Origin of the sequence: Halorussus amylolyticus, assembly GCF_004143485.2 — an archaeon.
Taxonomy (GTDB): domain Archaea; phylum Halobacteriota; class Halobacteria; order Halobacteriales; family Haladaptataceae; genus Halorussus; species Halorussus amylolyticus.
On record NZ_ML974130.1, the window covers coordinates 197,121 to 220,349 of the forward strand.

Annotated in this window: 28 protein-coding genes; 13 read left to right on the top strand and 15 right to left on the bottom strand. The window is 65.5% G+C overall.

The features are described from left to right. The first annotated feature begins 2 nt into the window (after positions 1-2). The 7 genes from EKH81_RS00970 (at position 3) to EKH81_RS01000 (ending at position 6,451) form a co-directional block, all read left to right on the top strand. Entirely contained in the window at positions 3-584 is a 582-nt protein-coding gene (locus EKH81_RS00970; RefSeq protein WP_132058197.1) for a V-type ATP synthase subunit E, read from the top strand. Next, positions 581-1,642 carry a V-type ATP synthase subunit C gene (locus EKH81_RS00975; protein WP_132058196.1) on the top strand — a complete coding sequence of 354 codons (1,062 nt, stop codon included), beginning with the start codon at positions 581-583 and terminating at the stop codon, positions 1,640-1,642. Before EKH81_RS00970 ends, EKH81_RS00975 begins: the two co-directional genes overlap by 4 nt. Continuing rightward, a complete protein-coding gene (locus EKH81_RS00980; protein ID WP_132058195.1) occupies positions 1,639-1,980 on the top strand; it encodes a V-type ATP synthase subunit F in 342 nt (113 codons plus the stop codon). The genes EKH81_RS00975 and EKH81_RS00980 overlap by 4 nt, the downstream gene beginning before the upstream one ends. After that, a complete protein-coding gene (locus tag EKH81_RS00985; RefSeq protein WP_132058194.1) occupies positions 1,977-3,737 on the top strand; it encodes an ATP synthase subunit A in 1,761 nt (586 codons plus the stop codon). The genes EKH81_RS00980 and EKH81_RS00985 overlap by 4 nt, the downstream gene beginning before the upstream one ends. 2 nt (positions 3,738-3,739) lie before the next feature. Then, positions 3,740-5,164: an ATP synthase subunit B gene (locus EKH81_RS00990; protein WP_132058193.1), complete on the top strand. Its 1,425-nt coding sequence runs from the start codon at positions 3,740-3,742 to the stop codon at positions 5,162-5,164. A gap of 139 nt (positions 5,165-5,303) precedes the next feature. Then, positions 5,304-5,990: a V-type ATP synthase subunit D gene (locus EKH81_RS00995; protein ID WP_132058192.1), complete on the top strand. Its 687-nt coding sequence runs from the start codon at positions 5,304-5,306 to the stop codon at positions 5,988-5,990. Positions 5,991-6,055: 65 nt separating this feature from the next. Beyond that, positions 6,056-6,451, top strand: coding sequence for a DUF6276 family protein (locus EKH81_RS01000; protein ID WP_132058191.1), 396 nt, complete (start codon positions 6,056-6,058; stop codon positions 6,449-6,451). 23 nt (positions 6,452-6,474) lie between these two features. Here EKH81_RS01000 and hisH (EKH81_RS01005) read toward each other — a convergent pair whose 3' ends face one another. Beyond that, on the bottom strand, positions 6,475-7,140 hold the full coding sequence (gene hisH, locus EKH81_RS01005; RefSeq protein ID WP_132058190.1) for an imidazole glycerol phosphate synthase subunit HisH: 666 nt from the start codon (positions 7,138-7,140) through the stop codon (positions 6,475-6,477). A 160-nt stretch (positions 7,141-7,300) separates the two neighbouring features. Here hisH (EKH81_RS01005) and EKH81_RS01010 point away from each other — a divergent pair, with 160 nt between their 5' ends. From EKH81_RS01010 to EKH81_RS01025, 4 genes are all read left to right on the top strand, one after another. Beyond that, positions 7,301-8,284, top strand: a complete 984-nt coding sequence (locus tag EKH81_RS01010) for a PhnD/SsuA/transferrin family substrate-binding protein (RefSeq protein WP_132058189.1) — start codon at positions 7,301-7,303, stop codon at positions 8,282-8,284. Positions 8,285-8,336: 52 nt separating this feature from the next. Continuing rightward, complete coding sequence (gene phnC, locus EKH81_RS01015; RefSeq protein WP_132058188.1) at positions 8,337-9,152, top strand: phosphonate ABC transporter ATP-binding protein; 816 nt, start codon at positions 8,337-8,339, stop codon at positions 9,150-9,152. Then, positions 9,149-10,081, top strand: coding sequence for a phosphonate ABC transporter, permease protein PhnE (gene phnE / locus EKH81_RS01020; RefSeq protein WP_368407694.1), 933 nt, complete (start codon positions 9,149-9,151; stop codon positions 10,079-10,081). Before phnC ends, phnE begins: the two co-directional genes overlap by 4 nt. Before the next feature lie 110 nt (positions 10,082-10,191). After that, positions 10,192-12,276: an outer membrane protein assembly factor BamB family protein gene (locus EKH81_RS01025; RefSeq protein ID WP_132058186.1), complete on the top strand. Its 2,085-nt coding sequence runs from the start codon at positions 10,192-10,194 to the stop codon at positions 12,274-12,276. A gap of 49 nt (positions 12,277-12,325) precedes the next feature. On the opposite strand, the gene EKH81_RS01030 is transcribed toward EKH81_RS01025, so the two are convergent. From EKH81_RS01030 to EKH81_RS01040, 3 genes are all read right to left on the bottom strand, one after another. Beyond that, on the bottom strand, positions 12,326-12,916 hold the full coding sequence (locus tag EKH81_RS01030; protein WP_132058185.1) for a uracil-DNA glycosylase: 591 nt from the start codon (positions 12,914-12,916) through the stop codon (positions 12,326-12,328). A gap of 280 nt (positions 12,917-13,196) precedes the next feature. Then, positions 13,197-13,757, bottom strand: coding sequence for an endonuclease dU (locus EKH81_RS01035; RefSeq protein WP_132058184.1), 561 nt, complete (start codon positions 13,755-13,757; stop codon positions 13,197-13,199). 1 nt (position 13,758) lies between these two features. After that, positions 13,759-13,947, bottom strand: coding sequence for a DUF5786 family protein (locus tag EKH81_RS01040; RefSeq protein WP_132058183.1), 189 nt, complete (start codon positions 13,945-13,947; stop codon positions 13,759-13,761). An 84-nt stretch (positions 13,948-14,031) separates the two neighbouring features. On the opposite strand from EKH81_RS01040, the gene EKH81_RS01045 reads away from it, so the two are divergent. Continuing rightward, positions 14,032-14,640: an MBL fold metallo-hydrolase gene (locus EKH81_RS01045; protein ID WP_132058182.1), complete on the top strand. Its 609-nt coding sequence runs from the start codon at positions 14,032-14,034 to the stop codon at positions 14,638-14,640. 15 nt (positions 14,641-14,655) lie between these two features. Here EKH81_RS01045 and hisH (EKH81_RS01050) read toward each other — a convergent pair whose 3' ends face one another. From hisH (EKH81_RS01050) to EKH81_RS01065, 4 genes are all read right to left on the bottom strand, one after another. Beyond that, entirely contained in the window at positions 14,656-15,294 is a 639-nt protein-coding gene (gene hisH, locus EKH81_RS01050) for an imidazole glycerol phosphate synthase subunit HisH (protein WP_132058181.1), read from the bottom strand. A gap of 105 nt (positions 15,295-15,399) precedes the next feature. Further along, the gene (locus EKH81_RS01055) at positions 15,400-15,906 is read right to left on the bottom strand and encodes a cupin domain-containing protein (protein ID WP_132058180.1); all 507 of its coding nucleotides are present in this window, start codon (positions 15,904-15,906) and stop codon (positions 15,400-15,402) included. A 69-nt stretch (positions 15,907-15,975) separates the two neighbouring features. After that, on the bottom strand, positions 15,976-16,125 hold the full coding sequence (locus tag EKH81_RS01060; RefSeq protein ID WP_132058179.1) for a 50S ribosomal protein L40e: 150 nt from the start codon (positions 16,123-16,125) through the stop codon (positions 15,976-15,978). Positions 16,126-16,184: 59 nt separating this feature from the next. Continuing rightward, positions 16,185-16,706 carry a DUF367 family protein gene (locus tag EKH81_RS01065; protein WP_132058178.1) on the bottom strand — a complete coding sequence of 174 codons (522 nt, stop codon included), beginning with the start codon at positions 16,704-16,706 and terminating at the stop codon, positions 16,185-16,187. Positions 16,707-17,305: 599 nt separating this feature from the next. On the opposite strand from EKH81_RS01065, the gene EKH81_RS01070 reads away from it, so the two are divergent. Next, entirely contained in the window at positions 17,306-17,896 is a 591-nt protein-coding gene (locus tag EKH81_RS01070; protein WP_132058177.1) for a DUF7474 family protein, read from the top strand. Here EKH81_RS01070 and EKH81_RS01075 read toward each other — a convergent pair. The 7 genes from EKH81_RS01075 to EKH81_RS01105 form a co-directional block, all read right to left on the bottom strand. After that, positions 17,893-18,435: a PIN domain-containing protein gene (locus EKH81_RS01075; protein WP_132058176.1), complete on the bottom strand. Its 543-nt coding sequence runs from the start codon at positions 18,433-18,435 to the stop codon at positions 17,893-17,895. The two genes, EKH81_RS01070 and EKH81_RS01075, sit on opposite strands and share 4 nt — an antisense overlap. Beyond that, entirely contained in the window at positions 18,410-18,640 is a 231-nt protein-coding gene (locus EKH81_RS01080; RefSeq protein ID WP_132058175.1) for a DUF7317 family protein, read from the bottom strand. Before EKH81_RS01080 ends, EKH81_RS01075 begins: the two co-directional genes overlap by 26 nt. 65 nt (positions 18,641-18,705) lie before the next feature. Continuing rightward, complete coding sequence (locus EKH81_RS01085) at positions 18,706-19,449, bottom strand: DNA polymerase sliding clamp (protein ID WP_132058174.1); 744 nt, start codon at positions 19,447-19,449, stop codon at positions 18,706-18,708. A 77-nt stretch (positions 19,450-19,526) separates the two neighbouring features. Then, positions 19,527-20,300, bottom strand: coding sequence for a TOBE domain-containing protein (locus EKH81_RS01090; RefSeq protein WP_132058173.1), 774 nt, complete (start codon positions 20,298-20,300; stop codon positions 19,527-19,529). 3 nt (positions 20,301-20,303) lie between these two features. Continuing rightward, on the bottom strand, positions 20,304-21,005 hold the full coding sequence (locus EKH81_RS01095) for an ABC transporter ATP-binding protein (RefSeq protein ID WP_394352033.1): 702 nt from the start codon (positions 21,003-21,005) through the stop codon (positions 20,304-20,306). A gap of 178 nt (positions 21,006-21,183) precedes the next feature. Beyond that, positions 21,184-21,906, bottom strand: a complete 723-nt coding sequence (locus EKH81_RS01100) for an ABC transporter permease (RefSeq protein WP_132058172.1) — start codon at positions 21,904-21,906, stop codon at positions 21,184-21,186. A gap of 30 nt (positions 21,907-21,936) precedes the next feature. Then, positions 21,937-22,956, bottom strand: coding sequence for an ABC transporter substrate-binding protein (locus tag EKH81_RS01105; RefSeq protein ID WP_132058171.1), 1,020 nt, complete (start codon positions 22,954-22,956; stop codon positions 21,937-21,939). Positions 22,957-23,229 lie beyond the last annotated feature (273 nt).

Sequence of the window (23,229 nt, forward strand, 5' to 3'; positions counted from 1 at the left end):
CAATGAGTTTGGACACGGTAGTTGAGGATATTCGAAACGAAGCCCGCGAGCGCGCGCAGGAGATACGTTCGGAGGGCGACGAGCGCGCCGCCGACATCGTCTCCGAGGCCGAGAGCGACGCCGAGGAGATACTCGCGGAGCAGGAGCGGGAGACCGAACAGACAATCTCCCAAGAGCGTGAGCAGAAGCTCTCCAGCGCGAAGCTGGAAGCCAAGCAGAAGCGCCTCGAAGCGCGTCGTGACGTGCTGAGCGACGTTCGCGAGCAGGTCGAAGAGTACGTCGAGACCCTCGACGGCGACGAGCGCGAGGAGCTGACGCGTGCGCTCCTCGACGCGGCCGCCGAGGAGTTCGACGACGGCGACACGGTTCGGGTCTACGGCAAGCCCGACGACGACGAGCTGTTGACCGACATCGTGAGCGACTACGACGGCTACGAGTACGCCGGAGAGTACGACTGCTTCGGCGGCGTCGTCGTGGAGAGCGACGAGTCCCGGCTTCGCGTGAACAACACGTTCGACTCGGTACTGGAGACCGTCTGGGACGACCACCTCCAGGACATCAGTACCCGGCTCTTCGACCAATGAGTGTGAAAGAGACGGAAGGAACGTCGAACTACGAGTACGTCACCGCGCGCGTCAAGGCGCGACGAGCGAAGCTGTTCGACGAGGAGGACTATCGGAAGCTCCTCCGGATGGGTCCCGGCGAGATTTCTCGGTACATGGAGGAGACCGAGTACGAGACCGAAATCAACGCGCTCGGCGCGCGATACTCGGGCGTGGACCTCATCGAGTACGCGCTGAACCGCAACCTCGCCAAGCACTTCGAGGACCTTCTCCAGTGGGCCGACGGACGGCTCTACACCCTCATCGCGAGGTACCTCCGGAAGTTCGACGCGTGGAACGTCAAGACGGTCATCCGGGGTCTGTACTCCGGAGCCGACAGCGAGACCATCGCGGAGGACTTCATCTACGCGGGCGAGTTCGACCGACGATTCCTCGACCGACTCGCGGAGGCCGGGTCCATCGAGGAGGCCGTCGAACTCCTCGAAGGCACGCGGTACGGCGACAGCCTCACCGAGGCGTTCGCCGATTACGAGGAGACGGGCGTCCTGATTCCGATGGAGAACGCGGTCGACCGCACGTACTACGAGGGACTCATCGGCGGCGTCAGCGACACGGACAACCGTGCGAATCAGCTGTACGCCGACTTCCTGCGCGCGGAAATCGATTTCAGGAACGTGCGTAACGTCCTTCGCATCGCGCGAAGCGGTGCGGACATCGACCCCGACGAGTACTTCATCGAGGGCGGCGACCTGTTCGGCGCGTCCGAACTCCAGCAGCTCTCGGGGAGCCTCGACGAACTCGTGACGTACATCCGGGACAGCACGTACGGCGACGACCTCGCCGACGCGCTCGACCGACTCGAAGACGCAGACAGCCTCATCGAGTTCGAGCACGCGCTCGACGCGGCGCTCATGGAGTACTCCGACCGCCTCTCGCACGTGTTCCCGATATCGATTTGTCCCGTGCTGTCGTATATCCTCGCGAAGGAGCGCGAGGTCGAGAACATCCGCGCGGTCGCTCGCGGCCGCGAGGCGGGACTGAGCCAAGACGAGATAGAGACCGAACTGGTGATGCTATGAGCCAGGAAATCGCAGTCGTCGGTAGTCCGGAGTTCACCACGGGGTTCCGCCTCGCTGGCGTCCGGAAGTTCGAGAACGTCCCGGACGACCAGAAGGACGAGGAGCTCGACGACGCGGTGACTCGCGTCCTCGGCGACGAGGAAATCGGCATCGTCGTGATGCACGACGACGACCTCGACCACCTCTCGCGCCAAGTGCGAAACGAGGTCGAGACCAGCGTCGAACCCACCATGGTCTCCATCGGTGGCGGCGCGGGGAGCGGCGGACTCCGCGAGAAAATCAAGCGCGCGATAGGAATCGACCTTATGGACGAAGACGAACAAGGTGACAACGAATGAGCCAAGCAACCGAAACCGACGCGGTCCGCGAGGACGGCGTCATCGAGAGCGTAAGTGGACCGGTCGTGACCGCCACTGACCTCGACGCCCGGATGAACGACGTGGTGTACGTCGGCGACGAAGGGCTGATGGGTGAGGTCATCGAAATCGAGGGGAATCTGACGACGCTGCAGGTGTACGAGGAGACCTCGAACGTCGCGCCGGGCGAACCGGTCGAGAACACGGGCGAACCCCTGTCTGTTGACCTGGGTCCCGGCATGCTGGACTCCATCTACGACGGCGTCCAGCGCCCGCTCGCGGTCCTCGAAGACCAGATGGGCGCGTTCCTCGACCGCGGGGTCGACGCGCCGGGCATCGACCTCGAAAAGACGTGGGAGTTCGAACCCACGGTTGAGGAAGGCGACGACGTCGCGCCGGGCGACATCGTCGGCACGGTTCCCGAGACCGAGAGTATCGAGCACAAAGTGATGGTCCCGCCGGACTACGAGGGCGGCGAAGTCGTCTCGGTGGACGGCGGCAACTTCGCCGTTACCGAGACGGTCGTCGAACTCGACAACGGCGAGGAGATTCAGATGCGCCAGGAGTGGCCGGTCCGCGAGGCCCGTCCCGCCAAGGAGAAGGAGACGCCGCGAACCCCGCTCGTCTCCGGCCAGCGCATCCTCGACGGCCTGTTCCCCATCGCGAAGGGTGGCACGGCCGCGATTCCGGGACCGTTCGGGTCCGGGAAGACCGTCACGCAGCACCAGCTCGCGAAGTGGGCCGACGCGGACATCGTCGTCTACGTCGGCTGTGGCGAGCGCGGCAACGAGATGACCGAAGTCATCGACGACTTCCCGGAACTCGAAGACCCGATGACCGGGAAGCCGCTGATGAGCCGGACGTGCCTCATCGCGAACACGTCGAACATGCCCGTGGCGGCGCGCGAATCCTGCGTGTACACCGGCATCACCATCGCGGAGTACTACCGCGACATGGGGTACGACGTGGCGTTGATGGCCGACTCCACCTCGCGGTGGGCCGAGGCGATGCGCGAGATTTCCTCGCGGCTCGAAGAGATGCCCGGCGAGGAGGGCTACCCGGCCTATCTCGCCGCGCGCCTCTCGGAGTTCTACGAGCGCGCCGGAAAGTTCCGCAACCTCAACGGGAGCGAAGGGTCGGTTTCCGCAATCGGCGCGGTCAGCCCGCCGGGCGGCGACTTCTCCGAGCCTGTCACCCAGAACACCCTGCGTATCGTGAAGACGTTCTGGGCGCTCGATGCCGACCTCGCGGAACGACGCCACTTCCCGTCCATCAACTGGAACGAGTCGTACTCGCTGTACACCGACCAGCTCGACCCGTGGTACGTGGAGAACGTGGACGAGAACTTCCCCGACCGGCGTCAGTGGGCCGTGGACGTGCTCGACGAGGAGGGCGAACTCCAGGAAATCGTCCAGCTCGTCGGCAAGGACGCCCTGCCCGAAGACCAGCAGTTGACGCTCGAAGTCGCGCGCTACATCCGCGAGTCGTGGCTCCAGCAGAACGCGTTCCACGACGTTGACACCTTCTGCTCCCCGGAGAAGACCTACGCGATGCTCGGCGCAATCGAGACGTTCAACGACGAGGCGTTCGACGCGCTCGAAGCCGGCGTTCCGGTCGAGGAGATTCAGGACATCGACGCCGCCCCGCGACTCAACCGCATGGGCGTGCAGGACGACTGGGAGGAGTACATCTCCGACCTCGAAGACTCCATCGCGGAACAGCTTCGGGAGAAATACTAACAATGAAAGAATACCAGACTATCACCGAAATCAGCGGTCCGCTGGTGTTCGCCGAGGTAGACGAGCCCATCGGGTACGACGAAATCGTCGAAATCGAGACGCCCAACGGCGACACCAAGCGCGGACAGGTGCTCGAATCCAGCAGCGGTCTCGTCGCCATTCAGGTGTTCGAGGGAACCGAAGGCATCGACCGGAAGTCGTCGGTCCGATTCCTCGGCGAGACGCTCAAGATGCCCGTCACCGAGGACCTGCTCGGACGCGTCCTCGACGGTTCCGGCCAGCCCATCGACGGCGGCCCCGAAATCGTCCCCGACGACCGCCACGACATCGTCGGCGCGGCAATCAACCCCTACGCTCGCGAGTACCCCCAGGAGTTCATCCAGACCGGCGTGTCGGCCATCGACGGCATGAACACGCTGATTCGCGGACAGAAGCTCCCCATCTTCTCGGGGTCCGGACTGCCGCACAACGACCTCGCGCTCCAGATTGCGCGACAGGCGAGCGTTCCCGAAGAGGAAGAAGGCGACGACGACGAGGGTTCGGAGTTCGCAGTCATCTTCGGCGCGATGGGAATCACCGCCGAGGAGGCCAACGAGTTCATGGACGACTTCGAGCGCACGGGCGCGCTCGAACGCTCGGTCGTCTTCATGAACCTCGCGGACGACCCCGCGGTCGAGCGGACGGTCACGCCCCGGATGGCGCTGACGACCGCGGAGTATCTCGCATTCGAGAAGGGCTACCACGTGCTGGTCATCCTCACGGACATGACCAACTACTGCGAGGCGCTCCGTGAAATCGGTGCAGCGCGTGAGGAGGTGCCCGGTCGCCGGGGCTACCCCGGTTACATGTACACCGACCTCGCCCAGCTCTACGAGCGCGCCGGTCGTATCGAGGGACGCGAGGGGTCGGTCACGCAGCTCCCCATCCTCACGATGCCCGGCGACGACGACACCCACCCGATTCCGGACCTCACCGGCTACATCACCGAGGGTCAAATCTACATCGACCGCGACCTCAACAGCCAGGGTATCGAGCCGCCCATCGACGTGCTCCCGAGCCTGTCGCGGCTGATGGACGACGGTATCGGCGAGGGCTTCACCCGCGAGGACCACGAGGACGTCGCGAACCAGCTGTTCGCCGCCTACGCGCGCGGTGAGGACCTGCGCGACCTCGTGAACATCGTCGGTCGCGAGGCGCTCTCGGAACTCGACAACAAGTACCTCGACTTCGCGGACCGGTTCGAGACCGAGTTCGTGGACCAAGGCTCCGAGACGAATCGAAGCATCGAGGAGACGCTCGGCATCGGCTGGGACCTGCTCGGCGGGCTTCCCAAGCAGGAACTCAACCGTATCGACGAGGAGTTCATCGAGACGTACTACCCCGAGGACGCCGAGTCCGAGACGGCAGAAGAAGTCGCGGCGGACTGAGCGTTTCGGTTCCGCGTTCTACATTTTGTCCCCTGCGTTCCCGACGGCCAGCGACGCGGCTCTCGGCGTTCGAACTCTCGTCCGAGCGCCGTGCCGACTGAAAAAGGTTAACCCCCTCGAACTACAACCTTCCCTCAAGATGGCGAAGGACGTTAAACCCACTCGGAAAGAGTTGATGCAGATAGACGACCGCATCGACCTCTCCGAGCGGGGTCACGACACGCTCGAAAAGAAGCGTGACGGTCTCATCATGGAGTTCATGGACATCCTCGACCAGGCACAGGACGTGCGCTCTGGCCTGGAGGCCAACTACGACCGCGCCCAGCAGACCATCAACATGGCTCGCGCGATGGAGGGCGACGTCGCGGTGCGAGGTGCGGCCGCCGCGCTCAAAGAACACCCCGAAATCACGACCGAGTCGAAGAACATCATGGGCGTCGTCGTGCCTCAAATCGAGTCGAGCAAGGTTCGGAAGGGACTCGACGAGCGCGGCTACGGCGTCCTCGGGACGAGCGCCCGCATCGACGAGGCCGCCGAGGCCTACGAGGAACTCCTCGAAAGCATCATCCTCGCCGCGGAGGTCGAGACCGCGATGAAGAAGATGCTGACCGAAATCGAGACCACGAAGCGCCGGGTGAACGCGCTGGAGTTCAAGCTCCTGCCCGAACTCTACTCGAACAAGGACTACATCGAGCAGAAGCTCGAAGAGCAGGAACGCGAGGAGATTTTCCGTCTCAAGAAAATCAAGGCCAAGAAGGAAGAAGAGGAGAAAGAAGAGCGCGCGGCGGCCGACGCCGAGGAAGTCGAGACGGTCACCGCCGACTGATATCCGGGTTTTTCTCAACGCCGTTTTCTCCGCACGCTTTTCACCCCCGCGACCGAGTCTCGACTATGGCCTGTCCGAGGTGTGGCGGCGACCGACTCGCGTTCGCCGTCCCGACCGACCTCCGGGCGTATCTCCCCGACGAGACCGACGCCGTGACGATTTGCACTCGGTGTCTCGCGCTCGAACCCGCCGACGACGCGCCCGGCGACCGCCCCGATTTCACCGAGATAAGCCACTCGTTTCCGACCGGTGAGACCGGCGCGGCGATGGCGCTCGCGGTCGGCTTGCTCGACTCGCTCGCACTCTACCGGTCGGAGATTTCGGCCTTGCTAGAGCGGGTCGAGCGCGGGGGTTCGGACCCGCTCCTCGTCATCGACCGCCTCGCGGCCGACCCCGACGTGGAACCGTCGTTCGACGTGGACCGGCGGCGAACGCAAGTCGAGCAGTTGCTCTACGAGTAGCGACGGTCGCTCTACGAGTAGCGCTACTCGGTGCAGATGCTCACGAAGTTCCGCAGAATCTGCAGGCCGGTCTCGCCGCTCTTCTCGGGGTGGAACTGGGTTCCGAAGACGGTCCCGGTCTCGTCGGCGACGATTGCAGGGAACTCCACCTCGTACTCGGTGGTCGCCACGGTCGCGTTCTCGTCGTCGGGCACCGCGTAGTACGAGTGGACGAAGTAGGCGTACTCCCCATCGACGCCCTCGACGAGCGGGTGGTCGCGCTTCACTGACAGTCGATTCCATCCCATGTGGGGGACCTTCTGACCCTCGGCGAACCGGAGGTTGGTGCCCGGAATCAGGTCGAGTCCGCGGGCGTCGGCCTCGCCGGTTCGCTCGGCCTCCTCGCTCGACGTGAGCAGCATCTGCATGCCGAGGCAGATGCCGAACACGGGCGTCCCGCTCTCGGCCGCGTCGAGGAGCGGTTCGCGGTACGGTCCGGCGTTCTCGACGCCTTCGCGGAACGCGCCGACGCCCGGCAGGACGATGCCGTCGGCCGACGCGAACGTCGCGGGGTCGTCGCTGACCTCGACGTTCGCCCCGGCGCGTTCGAGACCGCGCGTGACGCTCCGCAGATTCCCCAGTCCGTAGTCCACGACTACGACCGACGCCGCCTCGCCGCGCTCGCGCTCGCTCGCGCGCTGTGTACTCATACTCGTACGTGGGAGTGGCTCGGAGAAGTTCCTTTCCCTCCGGGCAACTGCGCCGGTCGGCGTCGTCTCGCGTTGTCACGGTTTTGTGTTCCCCGATTGCTATATACTGCTATGCTAATAACATAGAAAATCATAAATAACGCCAAAGATAGTACCAACCATGTTCGACCGCGACGGAACGGTAGCGGACCGGAGAACCTTCTTGAGAGCAGCGGGCGTCACAGGAACGGCCAGCCTCGCTGGCTGTATCGGCGAACTAACCGGCAGTGGCGGCGGTGATAACGAGGTCCGGATGATTCTGAACCCGGCCGAGGGGTCGGTCGATATGATGGAGCAGTACGCGCCGCTGTTCGATTACCTCGAATCGGAAACCGACGCGACTATCGAGGCGACCGAGGCCGACAGCTACACCGCGACGGTTGAGGCCATCCGAAACGAGCAGGCCGAACTCGCCGACATCTCGCCGAGCGGCGTCATCGCGGCCCCCGACCAGATGGACATCGTCGGCATCCGCGTGGCGTACGGCGCGGAGCGATACTTCTCGCTCATCACGACGACGCCCGACAGCGACATCGAGGAGCTTTCGGACATCGAGGGGAACGTCATCGGTCTCAGCGACCGACTCTCGGTGAGCGGGAGCCTGTTCCCGCTGTACATGCTCAGCGAGGCGGGCCTCGAAACCGGAAGCGCCCCCGACGGCGACCCCGAGAACTTCGAGGCCGAACACTCCGACCACGACACCGCGCTCCAGACGCTGATGAACCGCGACGACGTTCACGCCGCGGGCACCGGTGCGTTCGTCTCCACGCCCCACGTTCCGGCGGACCAGTTCTCCGACCAGTTCATGGAGATTTCGGCCGAAGCCGACAACGCTGGCAGCGCAGACGAGGAACTCCAGCTCCTCGCCGAGTCTGACCCCATCCCGCGTGCGCCCATCGTGTCCCGGTCGAACTGGGACGACTCGCTCAAAGACGACATCGAAACCGCGCTCCTCGAAGTCGAAGAGGACGACATCGTGGACCCCGACGCCGAGGAACCGCTGTGGTTCACCGGACTCGTCGAGGGTTCGGTTGACGACTACGACCCCATCGCGAACGTGATGGATTCGCTCGGTCTCGAATTCGCCGACATCGCCGACGCCTAATCGCCCGGCCGAATCCAAACGATTCTTACCGACTACCGCACAAACACCACTGATGACTTATATTAGCGTCGAAAATTTAAGCAAACGATTCGGGGATACCCAGGCGCTCGAGGACGTGAGCTTCGAGATTCCCGAGGGCGAGTTCGTCGTCGTCTTGGGTGCCTCCGGTTCGGGGAAATCAACGCTTCTCCGGTGCATGAACGGGCTGACGAAGCCGACCGCGGGAACGATAACCATCGGCGAGACCGAGATTTCCGAACCGCATCCGGACATCGCGATGATTTTCCAGCAACACAACATCATCGGGCAGATGAGCGCGTACGCCAACGCGCTGACCGGGTCGCTCCAGCGAACGAGCTTTCTCCGGAGCGTGTTCCAACTCAACGACACGGACGAAAAGTACCGCGCGCTCGACGCGCTCGAAACCGTGGGCTTGCTCGACGAGGCGCGCCAGCGCGCTCGCCAGATGAGCGGCGGCCAGCAACAGCGGGTCGGCATCGCACGTGCGCTCGTTCAGGAGCCGAACACGCTGCTCGCCGACGAACCGGTCGCGAGCCTCGACCCCGGTAGCTCCCAGCAGGTGATGGGGTATCTACTCGCGGCGGCCCAAGAGCGAAATCTGACGACGGTGGTCAGCCTCCACCAGGTCAACCTCGCCAGACAGTTCGGCCAGCGGTTCATCGGTCTGAAGGACGGCCAGAAGGTGTTCGACGGCTACGCCGAGGACTTCTCGCTCGAAGTCGTGGACAAGATTTACGACACGGTGGACGTAGACCGACTCACCGCCGACGAGGACGACTTCGCGGACGCGAGCGACGCGACGGACGCGAGTTCGACTGCGGATTCGACCGACGAGGTGATGGGCTGATGGACGTCTCCCAGCAGGTCATCGACCGGTATCAGAACATCCGGCGCAAGCGCCGGATTCGAGTGACCATCGCGCTGGTGCTGTTCGTCGTCGTGATGTCGCTGTTCTTCCAGGCGCTCGTTCGCGTCGGGTTCTCGGTGGGTGAACTCATCCGCTACGGTCCCCAGTTCCTCGATGCGCTCGACCAGTACTTCCCTCAGACGACCGTCTACGGGATTCCGTTCCTCGACGTGTGGCAGTACTGGGACTTCATCGACGAGCGGAATCTGTTCAGTCAGGCCGGAATCACCCTCGCGATGGGCTTCGCCGGAACGATTCTCGGCTTCCCGCTCGCGCTGCTGTTCGGCGTGCTCGGGTCGGGCCGCGTGACGCCGTTCCCGTTCAACTTCATCTTCCGGGGCGTCATGTCCACGATTCGCGCCATCCCGGCGCTGGTGTGGGCGCTCATCTACGTGCCGCTCGGCGGCGTCTCGCCGTTCACCGCGACGATGGCGATAGCGACCGACACCATCGGCAACCTCGGTCGTCTCTACACCGACGAACTCGAAGAGGTAGAGGACGGTCCCATCGAGGCCATCGAGACCACCGGCGCGAATCGCCTGCAGGTCATCTCGTTCGGGATGCTCTCGCAGGTCCACACGCCGTTCATCGCGTGGACGCTGTACATCTTCGAGATAAACGTCCGCATCGCGGTCACGCTCGGTATCATCGGCGGCGGCGGTCTCGGACAGGTGCTCTCGACCCAGCAGCGACTGTTCCAGTTCACGAACATGATGGCGACCATCCTCGTCATCCTGACGCTCATCATCTCGGTCGAGATATTCAGCCAGCGTGTGCGGTCGTACATCCGGGCCGACGAGGAGCCGATGGGCATCCTCGAACTCCTCAAGGGCTTCCCCCAGCGGATGGCCGAGTCGCTCGGCAAGTGACCTGACCGCCGCGTTCTTTTTTGCGCCCTGCGGTGCGGTTCTATCCCTCTTGCGGACCGACCTCGTCTCTCACCCGAAACGCCAAGAGGCCCGCGTCCCCCTTCGAAGGTATGAACCGTCGGGGAGCGAGTCGGCGACAGTTCCTCCTCGGAGCGGCGGGTGGGTCAGGCTTGCTCACGACCCCCGCCGCGAGCGTCCCCGGAATCCGAACCGACCACGCGATTCGCTGGACGTTCGACGCCGGGACCAATACGACGGTGTATCCGCCCCACAGAGCCGATGGTCGGGTTTTCACGGTCGGGCGCGAGCGCGGGTCGAACGAACTCCCGACCCACGCGGTGTACGCGCTCGACGAGCGCTCGGGCAACGTGCTGTGGGAGCGGACGGTGGACGACCGCCCGATAGTCCCCCAAGTCGCCGACGGCGTCGTCTACCTCGACGGCAACGACTGGCTTCGGGCGCTCGACGCGACCGACGGGAGCCAGCAGTGGCGACGCGAGCAAGAACGCGGCAGGTCGAACACCGTCGTCGCCGACGACGCGGTGTTCAGCGTCGGCCGTCGGGCGGTGTCGGCGCTCGACCCCGACACCGGCGAACCCCGGTGGACGGCAGACGTGGCGGGCGGCGACGTGGTCACTGCGCCCGTCCTCGACAGCGAGCGCATCTACGTCGGCGGACGCGACGGAATATCGGCGCTCGACCGCGACGGCGGCGACGAGCGCTGGCGCGCCTCGATTCGGGGCGACCTCCAAAGCCTCGCGGTCCGAAACGGCGTCGTCGTCGGCGTGTCGGCCGAACGCGTCCGCGGGGTCGGCGCGACCGACGGGTCGAGACGCTGGACGGCGCGGCTCGACGCCACGAACGTGGCACCCGCGACCACCGTAATCGGCGACGACGCGGTGTACGTCTGGGGCGACCCCGCGGTCGCAATCGACATCGGCACCGGCGAGACGCGCTGGACGGCCGACTCGGCCGGAACCGGTCTCGAGCCGGTCGCGGAACCCGGAAACCTCCTCGCGGACGCTGGGGTGTACGCGACGGTCACGGACGGTGAGTTCGTGGCTCGGGACGCCGCGACCGGCCGCGAGCGGTGGCGGTTCGACACCGAGCAAGCCCACTCCTACTGGGGGGCCGTGACCGACGGTCTGGCCTACGTGGTCGACGAAACCGGAATGCGCGTATTCGACGCCGCGACCGGCCGCGAGCGGTGGGCGCTCGACAGCGGCGACCCAACCCTCTGGGCCGAGACCGCGGGCGACCTCGCGTTCGCTGGCACGTACGACGGGTCGCTGTACGCAATCGTCCGCCCGTCGCCGGTCGCCAGCGCGCCGATTGCGACGGTGGGTCGCGCGCTCGCCTCGCCGGTCGGTCTCGGACTCGCGGGGCTCGGCGGCGCGGGCCTGCTCGCCGCGGGCTATCGCCGACTCGCTCGCGAGAGACCTGCCGACGACGACGCCATCGAATTCGGTCGCCTCGAACGCCTCGGCGGCGGGCCGGTCACCGAGACCCACCTGAAACGGGTTCGAACGCCGGACGGCCCGGCGCTGGTCGCCGAGACGCGCCTGACCGACGACAGCTACCGGTCGGCGTTCGAGTCGGCGGTCGAGCGGTGGGCCGACCTCGACGCCGACGGCGTCCTTCCGATTCGGGCGTCCGGGAGCGACCCCTCCCCGTGGTTCGAGACGCCCTACTGCCCGGCGGGGTCGCTGGCCGACTCGTGGCCGGTCGGGCACTCGGCGCGAGTCGAGGCGGCGTCGGCGACCGCGCGGGCGCTCCACGCGGCCCACCGCGAGGGCGTCGTCCACGGCCGACTCGCACCCCGGCACGTCTTCCTCGAAGCGCAGGACGGAACCCCGACCGTCCGGGTCGGCGGGTGGTTCCTCGCGGACGCGCTCGCCGACGCGCGCGGCGATTCGGACCCCTACGCGCCGCCGGAGACGGAGTCGGCTGATTCCGACACCCGAGACGGCCCCGATATCTCCGGCGACGTGTACCGACTCGGCGCGCTCGCACACCACTTGCTCGCGGGCGCGCTCCCGTCGGCCGGGAGCGCGCCCGCGAGCGTCGATAGCTCTCGACTCGATTCTACGGTGGCGACGGTCCTCGCGCGGGCGCTCGCGCCCGACCCGGCCGACCGGTACGACTCGGCGCTCGCGTTCGACGACCGGTTCCGGTGGGCCGCGCTCGACAGGTAATCGCAAGTTGTGGAACGTCGCGGTCGTTAGAAGCCGTCGAACGTCACAATCAGAAATCGCCGAGTTGCGACTGTCCGCTCGCGCCGTCGCCAGCTATTGTCGCCGCCTTCTCGATTGCGGCGTCGAACGTCCCCGCTTGGCTCCGGTCGTAGAGGGTCGCGGCGGGGTGGACGCAGACGAGGACCTCGCGCGCCGCGCCGCCGAGGGTCGCGCGCTCGACCGACCCCGCTTCCGACGTGACGGCCACGTCGCGGTCGAGGAGGTGTTCGCTCGGCACCTTCCCGAGCGTCACGATGACGTCGGGGTCCACGAGTTCGATTTCGGCTTCGAGGTACCCTCGGCAGTGTTCGAGTTCCTCGGCGGTGGGGTCGCGGTTCTCGGGCGGGCGACACCGCACGCAGTTCGTGATTCGCACGTCGGCGCGGGCGAGTCCCTTCTCGCGGAGTTTGTCGTCGAGTATCGACCCGCTTCGGCCGACGAACGGTTCGCCCTCGGCGTCCTCCTGCTCGCCGGGTCCCTCGCCGACGAACAGCATGTCGGCGTCCGCCGGGCCGGTGCCGTTGACGATTCGGCTCCTGCTCTCGACGAGGTCGGGACACCGCGTGCAGTCGGTGACTTCGAGACCGTCCATGTTGTCCATATCGGGTGTTTGCGGGCGGCGTATTAAGAATCGGCGGCCTTCAGTTTGGTGTGTGAATGTGGGAGACGCTGCGGTAGTCGCAATCAAAACGACCGTTATAGCTAGCTAGTCGTTTTAGCTAGCTACTCCCGGTACCTATGAGAACCGCACCACGCCCTCCCCAACCGACTGCGGTCCTCACTTCGTTGCGGTCCTCGTCCCTCGCGCGAGAATCGCGGCCTGCGGCCGCGATTCCGCGCGCCACGATGGGAATGAATCTTTGCATGTCCACTCCTTCTAGTCACCCCTCACGCCGAAAGTCGTCCGCGGCCCGCGCCGCGAGTCGGGCGACTCGGAGCGGTTCGGGTCGCCCGCCTTCGGGCGCGAACGCGCGCACGACGTCTCTCGCCTCGCTCGCCTCGACGCCGACCGAGCGCACGAAAACGGTCTCGTCGTTGATTCGGAGGCGCTCGCGGGGCGGTTGGGCGTCGAAGATGTCGAGTCGGCCTTCGAGGTCGTCGCCGTCGAATTCGGCGTCGAGCGCCTCGCGGAGACCCGGACTCGCCTCGAACGTAACCGAAATCACCGGCCGATCGATTTCGGCCGCGAGTCGCCGGAGGTCCACGACGTTGTACCACGCCAGCGCGATGCCAGCGACGAAGACGTATCTCACATCCTCACGGTCGAGGTCTCGAAAAAGGTCGATTGCGGCGTCGGTGGCGTCGAGACCCCCGACGGTGCAGGTCTCGTAGGCGAAGCCGTCGGCGACTCGGCTCGCCCTGACGACCGCACCGCCGAGCGTGCTCAGGTGTGTCCCCCGGTACGACTCGGCGAGGCCCAGCGCACGAACGCCGGGTTTCACGTCAGGTCTCGTTCTCGTCGTCTTTGATGTCTTGCAGGCGGTCGAGGAGTTCGTCGTTCGACGCGCCGATTTCGAAGTCCACAGAACCTTCGTGGGAGTTCTCCTCGGTGGAGACGCCGGTGTCGTCGTCGAGGTCGGCGTCGTACTCCTGATTGTCCTGTTCGGACTCGTCGTAGCTCCCAAATCCCATGGCTACTGAACAGTACGACCGCCGTTCACTAAAGCTTCCCGCCCGCCCGTCAAGCTTTTGAGAGGTGGGGTGAAACAGTCCAGTGTGCAAATCCACAACGTGACCGCCGACGCCGAGACGTTCACCTGCAACGCGTATCTCGCGGTCGGCGACCGGACCGTGTTGGTCGATGCCGGGAGCATGCCGGGCGTCGTGGACGCGGTCCGCGACCACGTCGCGGACATCGACGCCGTCGTGTTGACCCACCAGCACGGCGACCACGTCGCGGAACTCGACTCGGTCCTCGACGCCTTCGACCCCGAACTGCTGTGCTACGACGACCACCCGCACAGGACCCGAGCGCTCACCGACGGCGACACCCTCGAAATCGGCGACGAGACGTTCGAGGCGATTTACTCGCCGGGCCACGCCGACGACCACCTCGCGTTCGTCTCGGAGACGACCATCTTCAGCGGCGACGTGGTGGTGTACAGCGACGGCGCGTTCGAGGGAGGGAGTTTCGGCCGGACCGACATGCAGGGCCAGTCGCGCGAGCGAGAAATCGAGAGCATTCGGACGATTCTGAGCCGACTTCCCGACGGGGTGGAACACATGTACGCCGGACACGGCGACGAATTCCACGGGGACGTGCGCGGAGTAATCGAGCGCGCCTTAGAGCGCGCCGAGCGCCGCGAACCGAAATATCCGGAGTAATTGGAGAAGCGAGAGTCAGTCAGCAGTGGCAGCAGGCCGATACGCTTCGGCGTACCGCACGAAGTTCCGCAGAATTTTCAGCCCGGTCTCGCCGCTCTTCTCGGGGTGGAACTGGGTTCCCATCACGTTGCCCGTCTCGTTCGCGGCTATCGCCGCGAACTCGAAGCCGTAGTCGCAGGTCGCGACTGCGGCGTCGTCGGCAGGAGAGCAGTACGAGTGGACGAAGTAGGCGTAGTCGCCGTCGTCGATGCCGTCGGCGAGCGGGTGGTCGCGCTCGACGGTGAGTTCGTTCCACCCCATCTGTGGCACCTTCACGTCGCTCAGAAGTCGCTCGACTCGGCCCGGAATCAGGTCGAGTCCGTCGATGGTCTCGCCCTCGGGCGCGCCCTCCTCGCTCTCGGTGAACATAAGCTGTAGCCCGACGCAGATGCCGAGAATCGGGGTGTCCTCGGCAGCTTCGAGTAGCACGTCCCGAAACGGCTCCAGATTTCGCATGCACTCCTCGAACGCGCCCACACCGGGCAGGACGAGCGCCTCAGCGTTCGCGATTTCGTCGGGGTCGTCCGAAACCGAGACGGTCGCGTCGGCACGTTCGAGGCCCCGCCGGAGGCTTCGGAGGTTCCCGACTCCGTAGTCGATGATGGTGACGTTCATACGCACTCTCGGGCCGAGAGCCATTTGGCTCTATCCCTCCGCACCATTCTCGCCTTCTCCGTCTTGGGTTTCGCCTTCTCCGTCTCGACTCTCACCGTTTCCGTCTCAGTCCTCGCCCTCCCAGTAGTCCACTGCGTCGGCCTCTCGGAAGTACGCCGAGAAGACTCGCTCCTCGGTCGGACCGCCCGGCGGCGCTCCCGCGTGGACGCCCACCTTGCCCGAGTCGGGGTAGCCCATCACGTCGGGGTCGTTCATCGTCGAGACCGCGAGATACCGGAGGGGGTCGTCGCCGTCGTTTCGAATTCGGTGTGCGCCGTCCTCGCCCGCCGGGAGCGCGACGTAAGTGCCCGGCGAGAGGGTCGTCTCGCCGTCGGGGGTCCGGACCGTACCCGAACCCGAGAGGACGTACACCGCCTCCTCATTGCCGGTGTGGAAGTGGTAGGGCCACGCCGCCTTGCCGGGCGGGAGTTCGTAGAGGCTACACCCCAACTCCTCGCTCCCGGCGGCCCGGCCCAACTGCTTGCGGCGGAACTCGGTGTCGCCGCGCTCGGTGGTCGTCCACTCGAAGTCGTCCTCGGAGACGACCCGGGAATCGTCGGAATCGGATGCCATACCGGCGCTACGCAGTGAAAACAGAAGTAACTATTCGGAACGAAGCGAGCGCGGAGTCGAAACGCGAAATCAGGCGTTTCGGGGTTCCTTGCTCTTGGGTCGGAGTTTGCCGTAGCCGCACTTCCGGCAGTTGTCGGCGTTCTTCGGGTTGCGGGCGTTACACCGCATGCAAATCATCTTGTCGAGGGTCCGGGCTTCCGCCTTCTCGAAACTGGCCATACCGCCGATTGGCCGCCACCGCGTTTAAACCTTACCGAGTCGCCGCGTCGCTTCTCAATTTACGACTCCTCCTCGTCCTCTGCGTTCCCGGCGTCGAGGTACTCCCCCTGAACTTCGACCACCTCGGTCGAGTCCTCGCAGGCGGCGTACCGCCGGAGGGGTTCGGCGTTGAGTTCGAGGAACGTCTCGCCCCATCGGAACTTGGACAGAATCTCCTCGGCCTGCTCGCGCTCGCCCAGAATCGTGAGCGCCGCGGCGAACGCCTCGACGGTGTTCAACTGAAACGGCTTGCCGTAGTTGACGGGGTTGGCCGCGACGAGGAACGGGAGCGCGCGGTGGACGCCCGACATCTCGAACATCGCCCGCCCGGCGGTCTCCCACGAGCAGTCGAGCGCGACGAGCGTGTCGGTCTCGGCGCGGTCGGCCGGTGAGAGCGCCCGCTCGGCGTGGGGATTCAGTACGATTCCGTAGGGCGTCGCGCGGGCCGAGCGGTGGAGTTCGGCGAGGTCGAAGCGCGCGAGCTTTCGGGCCGTACACTTGTCGGGGTCGTCGTCGCCCTCGTACCGGACGTGAAGCTTCACTGATGGGGAGTAGGTGTATCGGCTTGAAAAGTCGCTCGGAGGGAACGAACGAGAGGTGAGCGCAGGAAAAAGACAGCGAAGAACGGCCAGAAAGCCCCCGGACGCTCGCCGCGAATCGACACGAGAATAGCAATGAAGTTTTAGAAAGCCCCCGGACGCTCGCGGTCGCTGCGGGACATATCCGCGCTCTCCGCACAGCCCGCGCGGATAGCGGTCCCGCAGACGACCAAGGTAAACGCGAGCGCCCGGCCCCTTTCAGTCCCTCCCGGCGGATGGTTCTCCGGGCGTAGCTCCGTGGACTGGTCCACCGGACCGATTTTCCGGTGGACCGGCCGCCCGGCGCGCGCTGGCGCGCCCCCGTGGCGCGCCCAAAGCGCGCGAGGGATGAGTGAACGACTGAAAGGAGTGAGCGAATCGGTTGGGGAGGCGTGTGGCTGTCGCGGTTGCGGTGCGGTTTCTCCTAGGTACCGTGTAAGTAGTGGTCACGGTTTCAGTCGGACTCACGAACACCCGACAGACTCACGAACACCCGACAGACTCACGAAACCGTTCGATTCAGAATCAGACCAATTTTGTACTCCGACGAAAACTACTGTGGTGTGCCGCGGTTCGACTACCCCTGTCCCGACTGCCGGACGACGAGCAATCTCCACGGCCCCGACTGCCGTTTCGAGGGCGAGCAGTGGGCCGACATCGAGAAGGCCTACACCGATGTCATCGCGGTCCTCTCGGGCGGTCCCCGTGGGGCCGACGACCTCCGAGAGTCGGCCCACGGGACGTGGGACAAACTCCATCAGGCTGCGTTCGACCGCCTCCAGCGCGAACAGCGCGTGATGGAGACCGGCGACGGCGGACTCCAGCTTCTGACCGCCGAGGAGTACAAAGAACACGTCACCGACCCCACCATCGAACCCATCAAGACCGTCGCCGAGAAGGGGTCGGTGCCGGGTGCCCACGACAACGCCGTCTTCGCCATGATAGCGTGGTACGAGATGGTCGGCCTGTCGTGGGACGAGACCAGAGAGCGCGTCGTGGACTGGCTTCAGAACACCGGGACGTGGACTCGCGGGGGCTTCGAGGAGAGTTCGCCCGAGGAACTGGTCAATCGCAAGCGCCACGTCTACGAGGCTGGATACGGCTGGAAGGAGAAGGCCGAGGCCGCGAAGGCGGTCATCGACCGGAATCTCTAATCGAGTATTTCCGTAACGCTCTCGACCGGCGACCGATACCCCGCTTCGCGCCACGTTTCGAGCCATTCGTCAGCCACGTCCATCGGAAGTTCGTCGCGCTCGACACCATCCACAAGAATCCCGACCGAACCGGTGACGGCGACATCGCAGTCTCTCGCGAGTCGTCTCGCGTCGAGGTCGTCGGTCGCGAGTATCCGATTCGGCCACGTACCACGCAGTGCGTGGGCTTCGCCAACGTCGAGTTTCGACACCGATTCCGGTACGTCCACCGTCGACGGCGGTTCCACGACAGACAGTTCGTTTGCGGGACCGTCGGGGACGGTCTCGACGTGACTCGCCCGGTCGAGCGCCGACTGAAGGTACTCGTACCCCTCTTTTCGTCCACGTTTTAGCTCTCGTTCGACGGCGGGGACGGTGACGGGAATCGAGATTGTGCGGACGAGCCACTCCATCGAGCGACTCCGAGCGTAGTTCGAGAGGACGGTCGTATCGAAGAGTATCGGCGTCGGTCCCTCACTCGGTTGCTCGTCGGGCGACATCGACCTCTCTCCGTGCCTCGTCCTTCGTCTCCGGTCCGAGTCGTAGCTCGACGCCTGCTTCCGCGAGAATCTCCTGCATTCGAATCTCGGAGACCTCTGCGCGGTCGGCGGCCTCCCCGAGAGTTAGCTCCCCGAGCGCGTAGAGACCGACTGTGGTGGCGAGGTCGGTGTTTACGGAGTCCGAACTGCGTGAATCCAGCGACATGACTGAACGTTGTCCCTCTTCACGTATGAATTTGAGGGGGCCGAGAAAAACGACGCGAGGAGTCGTCAGTCGCTCTGAATCCGCGGAGCCAGCATGAAGGTGACGTTGCCCTGCCCCTCCGCGATGTCGAAGTGAAGCTTGACCGGGAACTCCTCGCCGAGTTCGACCGTGACCTCGGCGTTGGCCGGGATGGCCTTGTCCATGTCCTTGAGGTAATCAAGGCTGAACAGCGACCGAGCGTCGCCCGCGGTGAGGTCGATGAGGTCCTCGCGGTCGAGTTCGAGGCGCACGTCGTCGGTGTCGCCCTCTGCCTCCACGACGAACGTCTCGTCGTCGGCGTTCACCGCGAGCGCGATGTGGTCGCTCACCATGTCGGCGGCCTTGACCGAGCGGTCGATGTCCGCGCCCTCGACCACGATTTCGGCCGGGAGGTCGAGGTCCGGGATGTCGGGCTCCTGTCGAATGGAGTCGGGGTCGATGAGCGCGAGGGTGTACTCCAGCCCGTCGATTTGGATGTGGAGCTTCCGGGTCTCCTCGTCGAGTTCGAGGTGAATCGGCTCGTCGCCGCTCGCCATCCCCGCGATGTCGTCGAGACGGTCGAGGTTCACGCCGATGATGCCGCCGTCGGCTTCGTAGGATTCGAAGGCCTCCGAAGAGAGTTCGAGGTCCACCATCCCGACGTTCGCGGGGTCGACGGCGCGGATGGCGAGGCCGTCCTCTTCGAGGTGGATTTTGCACTCGTCCACCAGCACGCTCACGGAATCGATAGCATCCCGGAGCGTGTTAGCGCTCACGATAGCCTTAAACATCTTGGCGATTGCTACGAACCCCCAGCATAAAAAACACCCGTTCGTGCGCGCACGCGAGCGAGCGCGAGAATCGACGATTACCCGCGTCGGCGTCGCGTTACGTCGTCGTTACTCTCCGCCCCACCGTCCTCGGCCTCCGTGCCCTCGGTCTTCGACTCCCCGGCCCCGGCGGTCGCGCGCGTCGCGGTCGCCTTGAACGACGCGACCACCTCGGCTTCGGGTTCGAGGGCGAGTCGCTCGACGCTCGTGAGCGTGACGAGCGCTATCAGTGGTTCGTCGAATCCCACGTCCACCGCGACCCGGCCGACCGTCTCGCCGACCGAGACGCCGACCACCTCGCCGGGGAGTCGATTTCGGGCGCTCGTCGCCGTCTCGTCGGGAACCTCGCCCGTCGCGTGGAGCGTCACGGCGTCGGCCCGAATCGTGACCTGCACCCGCTCGCGTTCGGTCAACACGAGCGCGTGAACCTCCCCCGCGTCGGTCGAGACGACCGCGAGTTCGCCGTCGCGTTCGACCACCTCGCCCGCGAGGACGTTCTCGTCCGCGCTCGTCAGCCCGGAGAACTCGGCTCGAAGGCGTTCGAACTTCGCGAGGAGTTCGCGGGCGTTCGGCGTGAGTCGGCTCCCGCCGCCGTCGGTGCCGCCGCGGGTTCGCTCCACCAGCGGGCCGAAGGCGTCTTCGAGGTCGCCCAGTCGCCGGTGGGCGTGGGCGTACGACCGGCCGAGTTCGCTCGCCGCGGCGTTGAGCGATTCGGCGTCGAGAATCGCCCGGAGAAGCGCCTCGTCGCGGGCGTCGAAGGTGGTGTCGCCCGCCGCCAGTTGGGCTTCGAACTCGCGCTTCGGACTCTCCATGGCTCAGTAGACGAGCTCCCCGGTTACGAACCTTCGCGTTCTGTCGTCGGCCGGGCTCTCGAACACCTGCTCGGGCGGTCCGGTCTCGATAATCGTCCCGTCGAGCAGGACCGCCACCCGGTCGGAGATGCGCTCGGCCTGATTCATGTCGTGGGTCGCGACCACGACGCCCACGCCGCGGTCGCGGGCGTCGGCGATGGCGTCTTCGAGGACCGCCGTGTTCCGCGGGTCGAGGTTCGAGGAGGGTTCGTCGAGCAGTAGCACGTCGGGTTCGACCGCGAGCGCTCGCGCAAACGCGACTCGCTGGGCCTCGCCGCCCGACAGCGACAGCGCGTTCTGGTCGCGGAGAGATTCGAGACCCACGGTTTCGAGCGCGTCTCGGACGCGTCGCGACGCGTCCGAGACGCCGATTGCACCCGAAATCGCGTCCCGAATCCGGTCGGACCACGGTCGTCGGACTCGAAGCCCGTACTCGGCGTTTCGCTCGACGCTCGCGTTGAACAGCGACGGCTCCTGAAACACGGTGGCGACCCGCCGCCGAACCGCGAGGCGCTCTCGGTCCGAGAGCGCCCACGCGTCGTCGCCGTCCCACGAAATCGTCCCCTCGTCGGGCGGTCGGAACAGCGCCAGCAGGCGGAGCAGGGTCGTCTTGCCAACTCCGGAGGGACCGACGACGGTGACGACCTCGCCCGGCGACACCGACAGCGACACGTCCGCGAACAGCGACGCGTCGGAAACTGGTGATTCGCCCGAGAACCCCGACCCGTCGGCGTCGGGGGGGGGGGGGGGGGCGGGGGGGCGCCAGCCCCCCCCCCCCGCCCCTCGAATTCGCTCTCCGTACTTCTCTCCCCGTAACCGAATCCGATTTCCTCAGCGGTCAGGCTCACGGCGACCGCCTCCCGCCGCCGCTCGCGCGGCCGCGCCCCCGACTCCGAATCCACGACCCGAGCCAGTTCACCCCGAGGACGAGGACGAGCAGGACCGCTCCGAGGACGAGACCCGCCTCGTACCGCCCCTGCCGGGCCTCGACCGTAATCGCGGTCGTCAGGGTCCGGGTGTAGGAGGTGCCGTCGCTGTAGACGATGTTCCCGCCGACGATGAGGATGGACCCGACCTCGCTGATGGCCCGCCCGAATCCCGCCAGCACCGCGGTCACGATGCCGTATCTGGCTTCCTTGATGACGACGAGTGCCACGTCGGCGTCGGTGCCGCCGAGTCCGAACGCCGCGTCTCGAACGTCGTCGCCGACGCCCTCGACCGCCGAGAGCGTGATGCTCGTGATGACGGGCGTGGCGAGCACGAACTGCGACAGAACCATCGCCTCCGGCGTGAACGCGAGGTCGAGGTCGCCGAGCGGTCCCTGATTCGAGACGACCAGCAGGACCAGCAGGCCCACGACCACGCTCGGAAAGCCCATCCCGGTGTTGATGACGGCCGTGACCGCGCGCTTGCCCGGGAACTCCGAGAAGCCGATGCCGAGCGCGACCGGCAGGCTCACGAGCGTACTCACCGCGACGGCGAGACCGCTGACGTAGAGCGAGACGGCGACGATGCTGAAGAAGTACGTCCAACTCGCGTCGGGGAGTGTCGCGGTTAGGGGGAACATGGTGGTCGGTGAGTCGGAGAGCGAATCTTGTCAGTAGTCGTTCGAAACGTGTGTGTCCACCCAGTAAAGGAACTGGCGGTCGCGCTTCGAGAGCGAGTCGGCCTGCTCGGCGGAGTAGCCTTGCGGGACGTACTGGCCGAAGTTCGCCTCCTCGCCCAGCGCGCTCGGGAAGAACAACTGGGAACCGTTCTCGGTGTAGCTGTCGATAATGTCCTGCCCGCGCGGACTCGTGAGGAAGCCGACGTACGCCATCGCGGCCTCGTAGTTTGCGTTCCCGTGTACCTCGGGGTTGACCGGAATCACGCCGTACGGATTTTTCAGAATGGTCGGCCCGCCTTCGAGCGGTCCCTGCACGAGAATCGCGAGGTCGATTTCGTCCCGCATCGAGAGGTACGTCCCCCGGTCGGCGATGGTGTAGCCGCCGATTTGGTTCGTCTGGACCAGCGTGTCGCCCATCCCTTTCCCGACTTCTTGATACCACTCGCCGCCGGGTTCGACGCCCGACTCGTCCCAGACCGCGAGTTCCTTCTTGTTCGTACCCGAGTCGTCGCCGCGCGAGACGAACGTCTCGCCCGAGTTCGCAATCGCGGCGAACGCGTCGGTGGCGCTCTCCATCCCTTCGATTCCGGCCGGGTCGTCTTCCGACCCGGCGACGACGAAGTCGTTGAACATCACGTCGCGCCGATTCACGCCGTAGCCCTCTTGGAGGAACTCGTCCTCCGCGCCGCGAGCGTGGACCAAGATTACGTCGGCGTCGCCGTCCTCCGCGGTTCGGATGGACGCGCCGGTGCCCTTCGCGAGCGTCTTGACGGTGATGCCGAACGCCTCCTCGAACGGCGGGTGGAGTTCGTCGAGAAGGCCGGTGTCGTACGTGCTGGTGGTCGTGGCGAGCGTGAGTTCGTCGTCGCCGATTTCCGGAGACTGCTGTGATTCGGTCTCGTCTCCGGACTCGTCGCTCTGGCTGAGGGGGTTGCTGCTGACACACCCCGCGAGTCCGAGCGCCGCCGCGACGCCTGCACCCCGTAGGAACCGACGGCGTTGTATCGCCATGTGAATAACGGTGGTGGAGTCGGCTAATAAATCTTGGCGTGGCGGCGTAACCGAAATAGGTTGCAGAACGCGTACGATACAAATACGGTAGATGGAGGTAGTCGAACGACAGTGTAGTTCCTCGGCTATCTCCGCATGTCTGGACGCGTTAGCTGATTCGGTTACGTTCGCCACTTGCGGATTGCCAGGTGGTCCGAACCGGAGCGGACCGAGCGCGTCGGGAATCGCACAAACGAAGCGCGTAAGGAGCGCGAACGGCTACGCTATCCCAAG

Bases quoted from the DNA above. Each gene is read 5' to 3' on its own strand.
- EKH81_RS00970 (WP_132058197.1), top strand. From the start codon at position 3: ATGAGTTTGGACACGGTAGTTGAGGATATTCGAAACGAAGCCCGCGAG.
- EKH81_RS00975 (WP_132058196.1), top strand. From the start codon at position 581: ATGAGTGTGAAAGAGACGGAAGGAACGTCGAACTACGAGTACGTCACC.
- EKH81_RS00980 (WP_132058195.1), top strand. From the start codon at position 1,639: ATGAGCCAGGAAATCGCAGTCGTCGGTAGTCCGGAGTTCACCACGGGG.
- EKH81_RS00985 (WP_132058194.1), top strand. From the start codon at position 1,977: ATGAGCCAAGCAACCGAAACCGACGCGGTCCGCGAGGACGGCGTCATC.
- EKH81_RS00990 (WP_132058193.1), top strand. From the start codon at position 3,740: ATGAAAGAATACCAGACTATCACCGAAATCAGCGGTCCGCTGGTGTTC.
- EKH81_RS00995 (WP_132058192.1), top strand. From the start codon at position 5,304: ATGGCGAAGGACGTTAAACCCACTCGGAAAGAGTTGATGCAGATAGAC.
- EKH81_RS01000 (WP_132058191.1), top strand. From the start codon at position 6,056: ATGGCCTGTCCGAGGTGTGGCGGCGACCGACTCGCGTTCGCCGTCCCG.
- hisH (WP_132058190.1), bottom strand. From the start codon at position 7,140: ATGAGTACACAGCGCGCGAGCGAGCGCGAGCGCGGCGAGGCGGCGTCG.
- EKH81_RS01010 (WP_132058189.1), top strand. From the start codon at position 7,301: ATGTTCGACCGCGACGGAACGGTAGCGGACCGGAGAACCTTCTTGAGA.
- phnC (WP_132058188.1), top strand. From the start codon at position 8,337: ATGACTTATATTAGCGTCGAAAATTTAAGCAAACGATTCGGGGATACC.
- EKH81_RS01025 (WP_132058186.1), top strand. From the start codon at position 10,192: ATGAACCGTCGGGGAGCGAGTCGGCGACAGTTCCTCCTCGGAGCGGCG.
- EKH81_RS01030 (WP_132058185.1), bottom strand. From the start codon at position 12,916: ATGGACAACATGGACGGTCTCGAAGTCACCGACTGCACGCGGTGTCCC.
- EKH81_RS01040 (WP_132058183.1), bottom strand. From the start codon at position 13,947: ATGGGATTTGGGAGCTACGACGAGTCCGAACAGGACAATCAGGAGTAC.
- hisH (WP_132058181.1), bottom strand. From the start codon at position 15,294: ATGAACGTCACCATCATCGACTACGGAGTCGGGAACCTCCGAAGCCTC.
- EKH81_RS01055 (WP_132058180.1), bottom strand. From the start codon at position 15,906: ATGGCATCCGATTCCGACGATTCCCGGGTCGTCTCCGAGGACGACTTC.
- EKH81_RS01060 (WP_132058179.1), bottom strand. From the start codon at position 16,125: ATGGCCAGTTTCGAGAAGGCGGAAGCCCGGACCCTCGACAAGATGATT.
- EKH81_RS01075 (WP_132058176.1), bottom strand. From the start codon at position 18,435: ATGTCGCCCGACGAGCAACCGAGTGAGGGACCGACGCCGATACTCTTC.
- EKH81_RS01080 (WP_132058175.1), bottom strand. From the start codon at position 18,640: ATGTCGCTGGATTCACGCAGTTCGGACTCCGTAAACACCGACCTCGCC.
- EKH81_RS01085 (WP_132058174.1), bottom strand. From the start codon at position 19,449: ATGTTTAAGGCTATCGTGAGCGCTAACACGCTCCGGGATGCTATCGAT.
- EKH81_RS01090 (WP_132058173.1), bottom strand. From the start codon at position 20,300: ATGGAGAGTCCGAAGCGCGAGTTCGAAGCCCAACTGGCGGCGGGCGAC.
- EKH81_RS01100 (WP_132058172.1), bottom strand. From the start codon at position 21,906: ATGTTCCCCCTAACCGCGACACTCCCCGACGCGAGTTGGACGTACTTC.
- EKH81_RS01105 (WP_132058171.1), bottom strand. From the start codon at position 22,956: ATGGCGATACAACGCCGTCGGTTCCTACGGGGTGCAGGCGTCGCGGCG.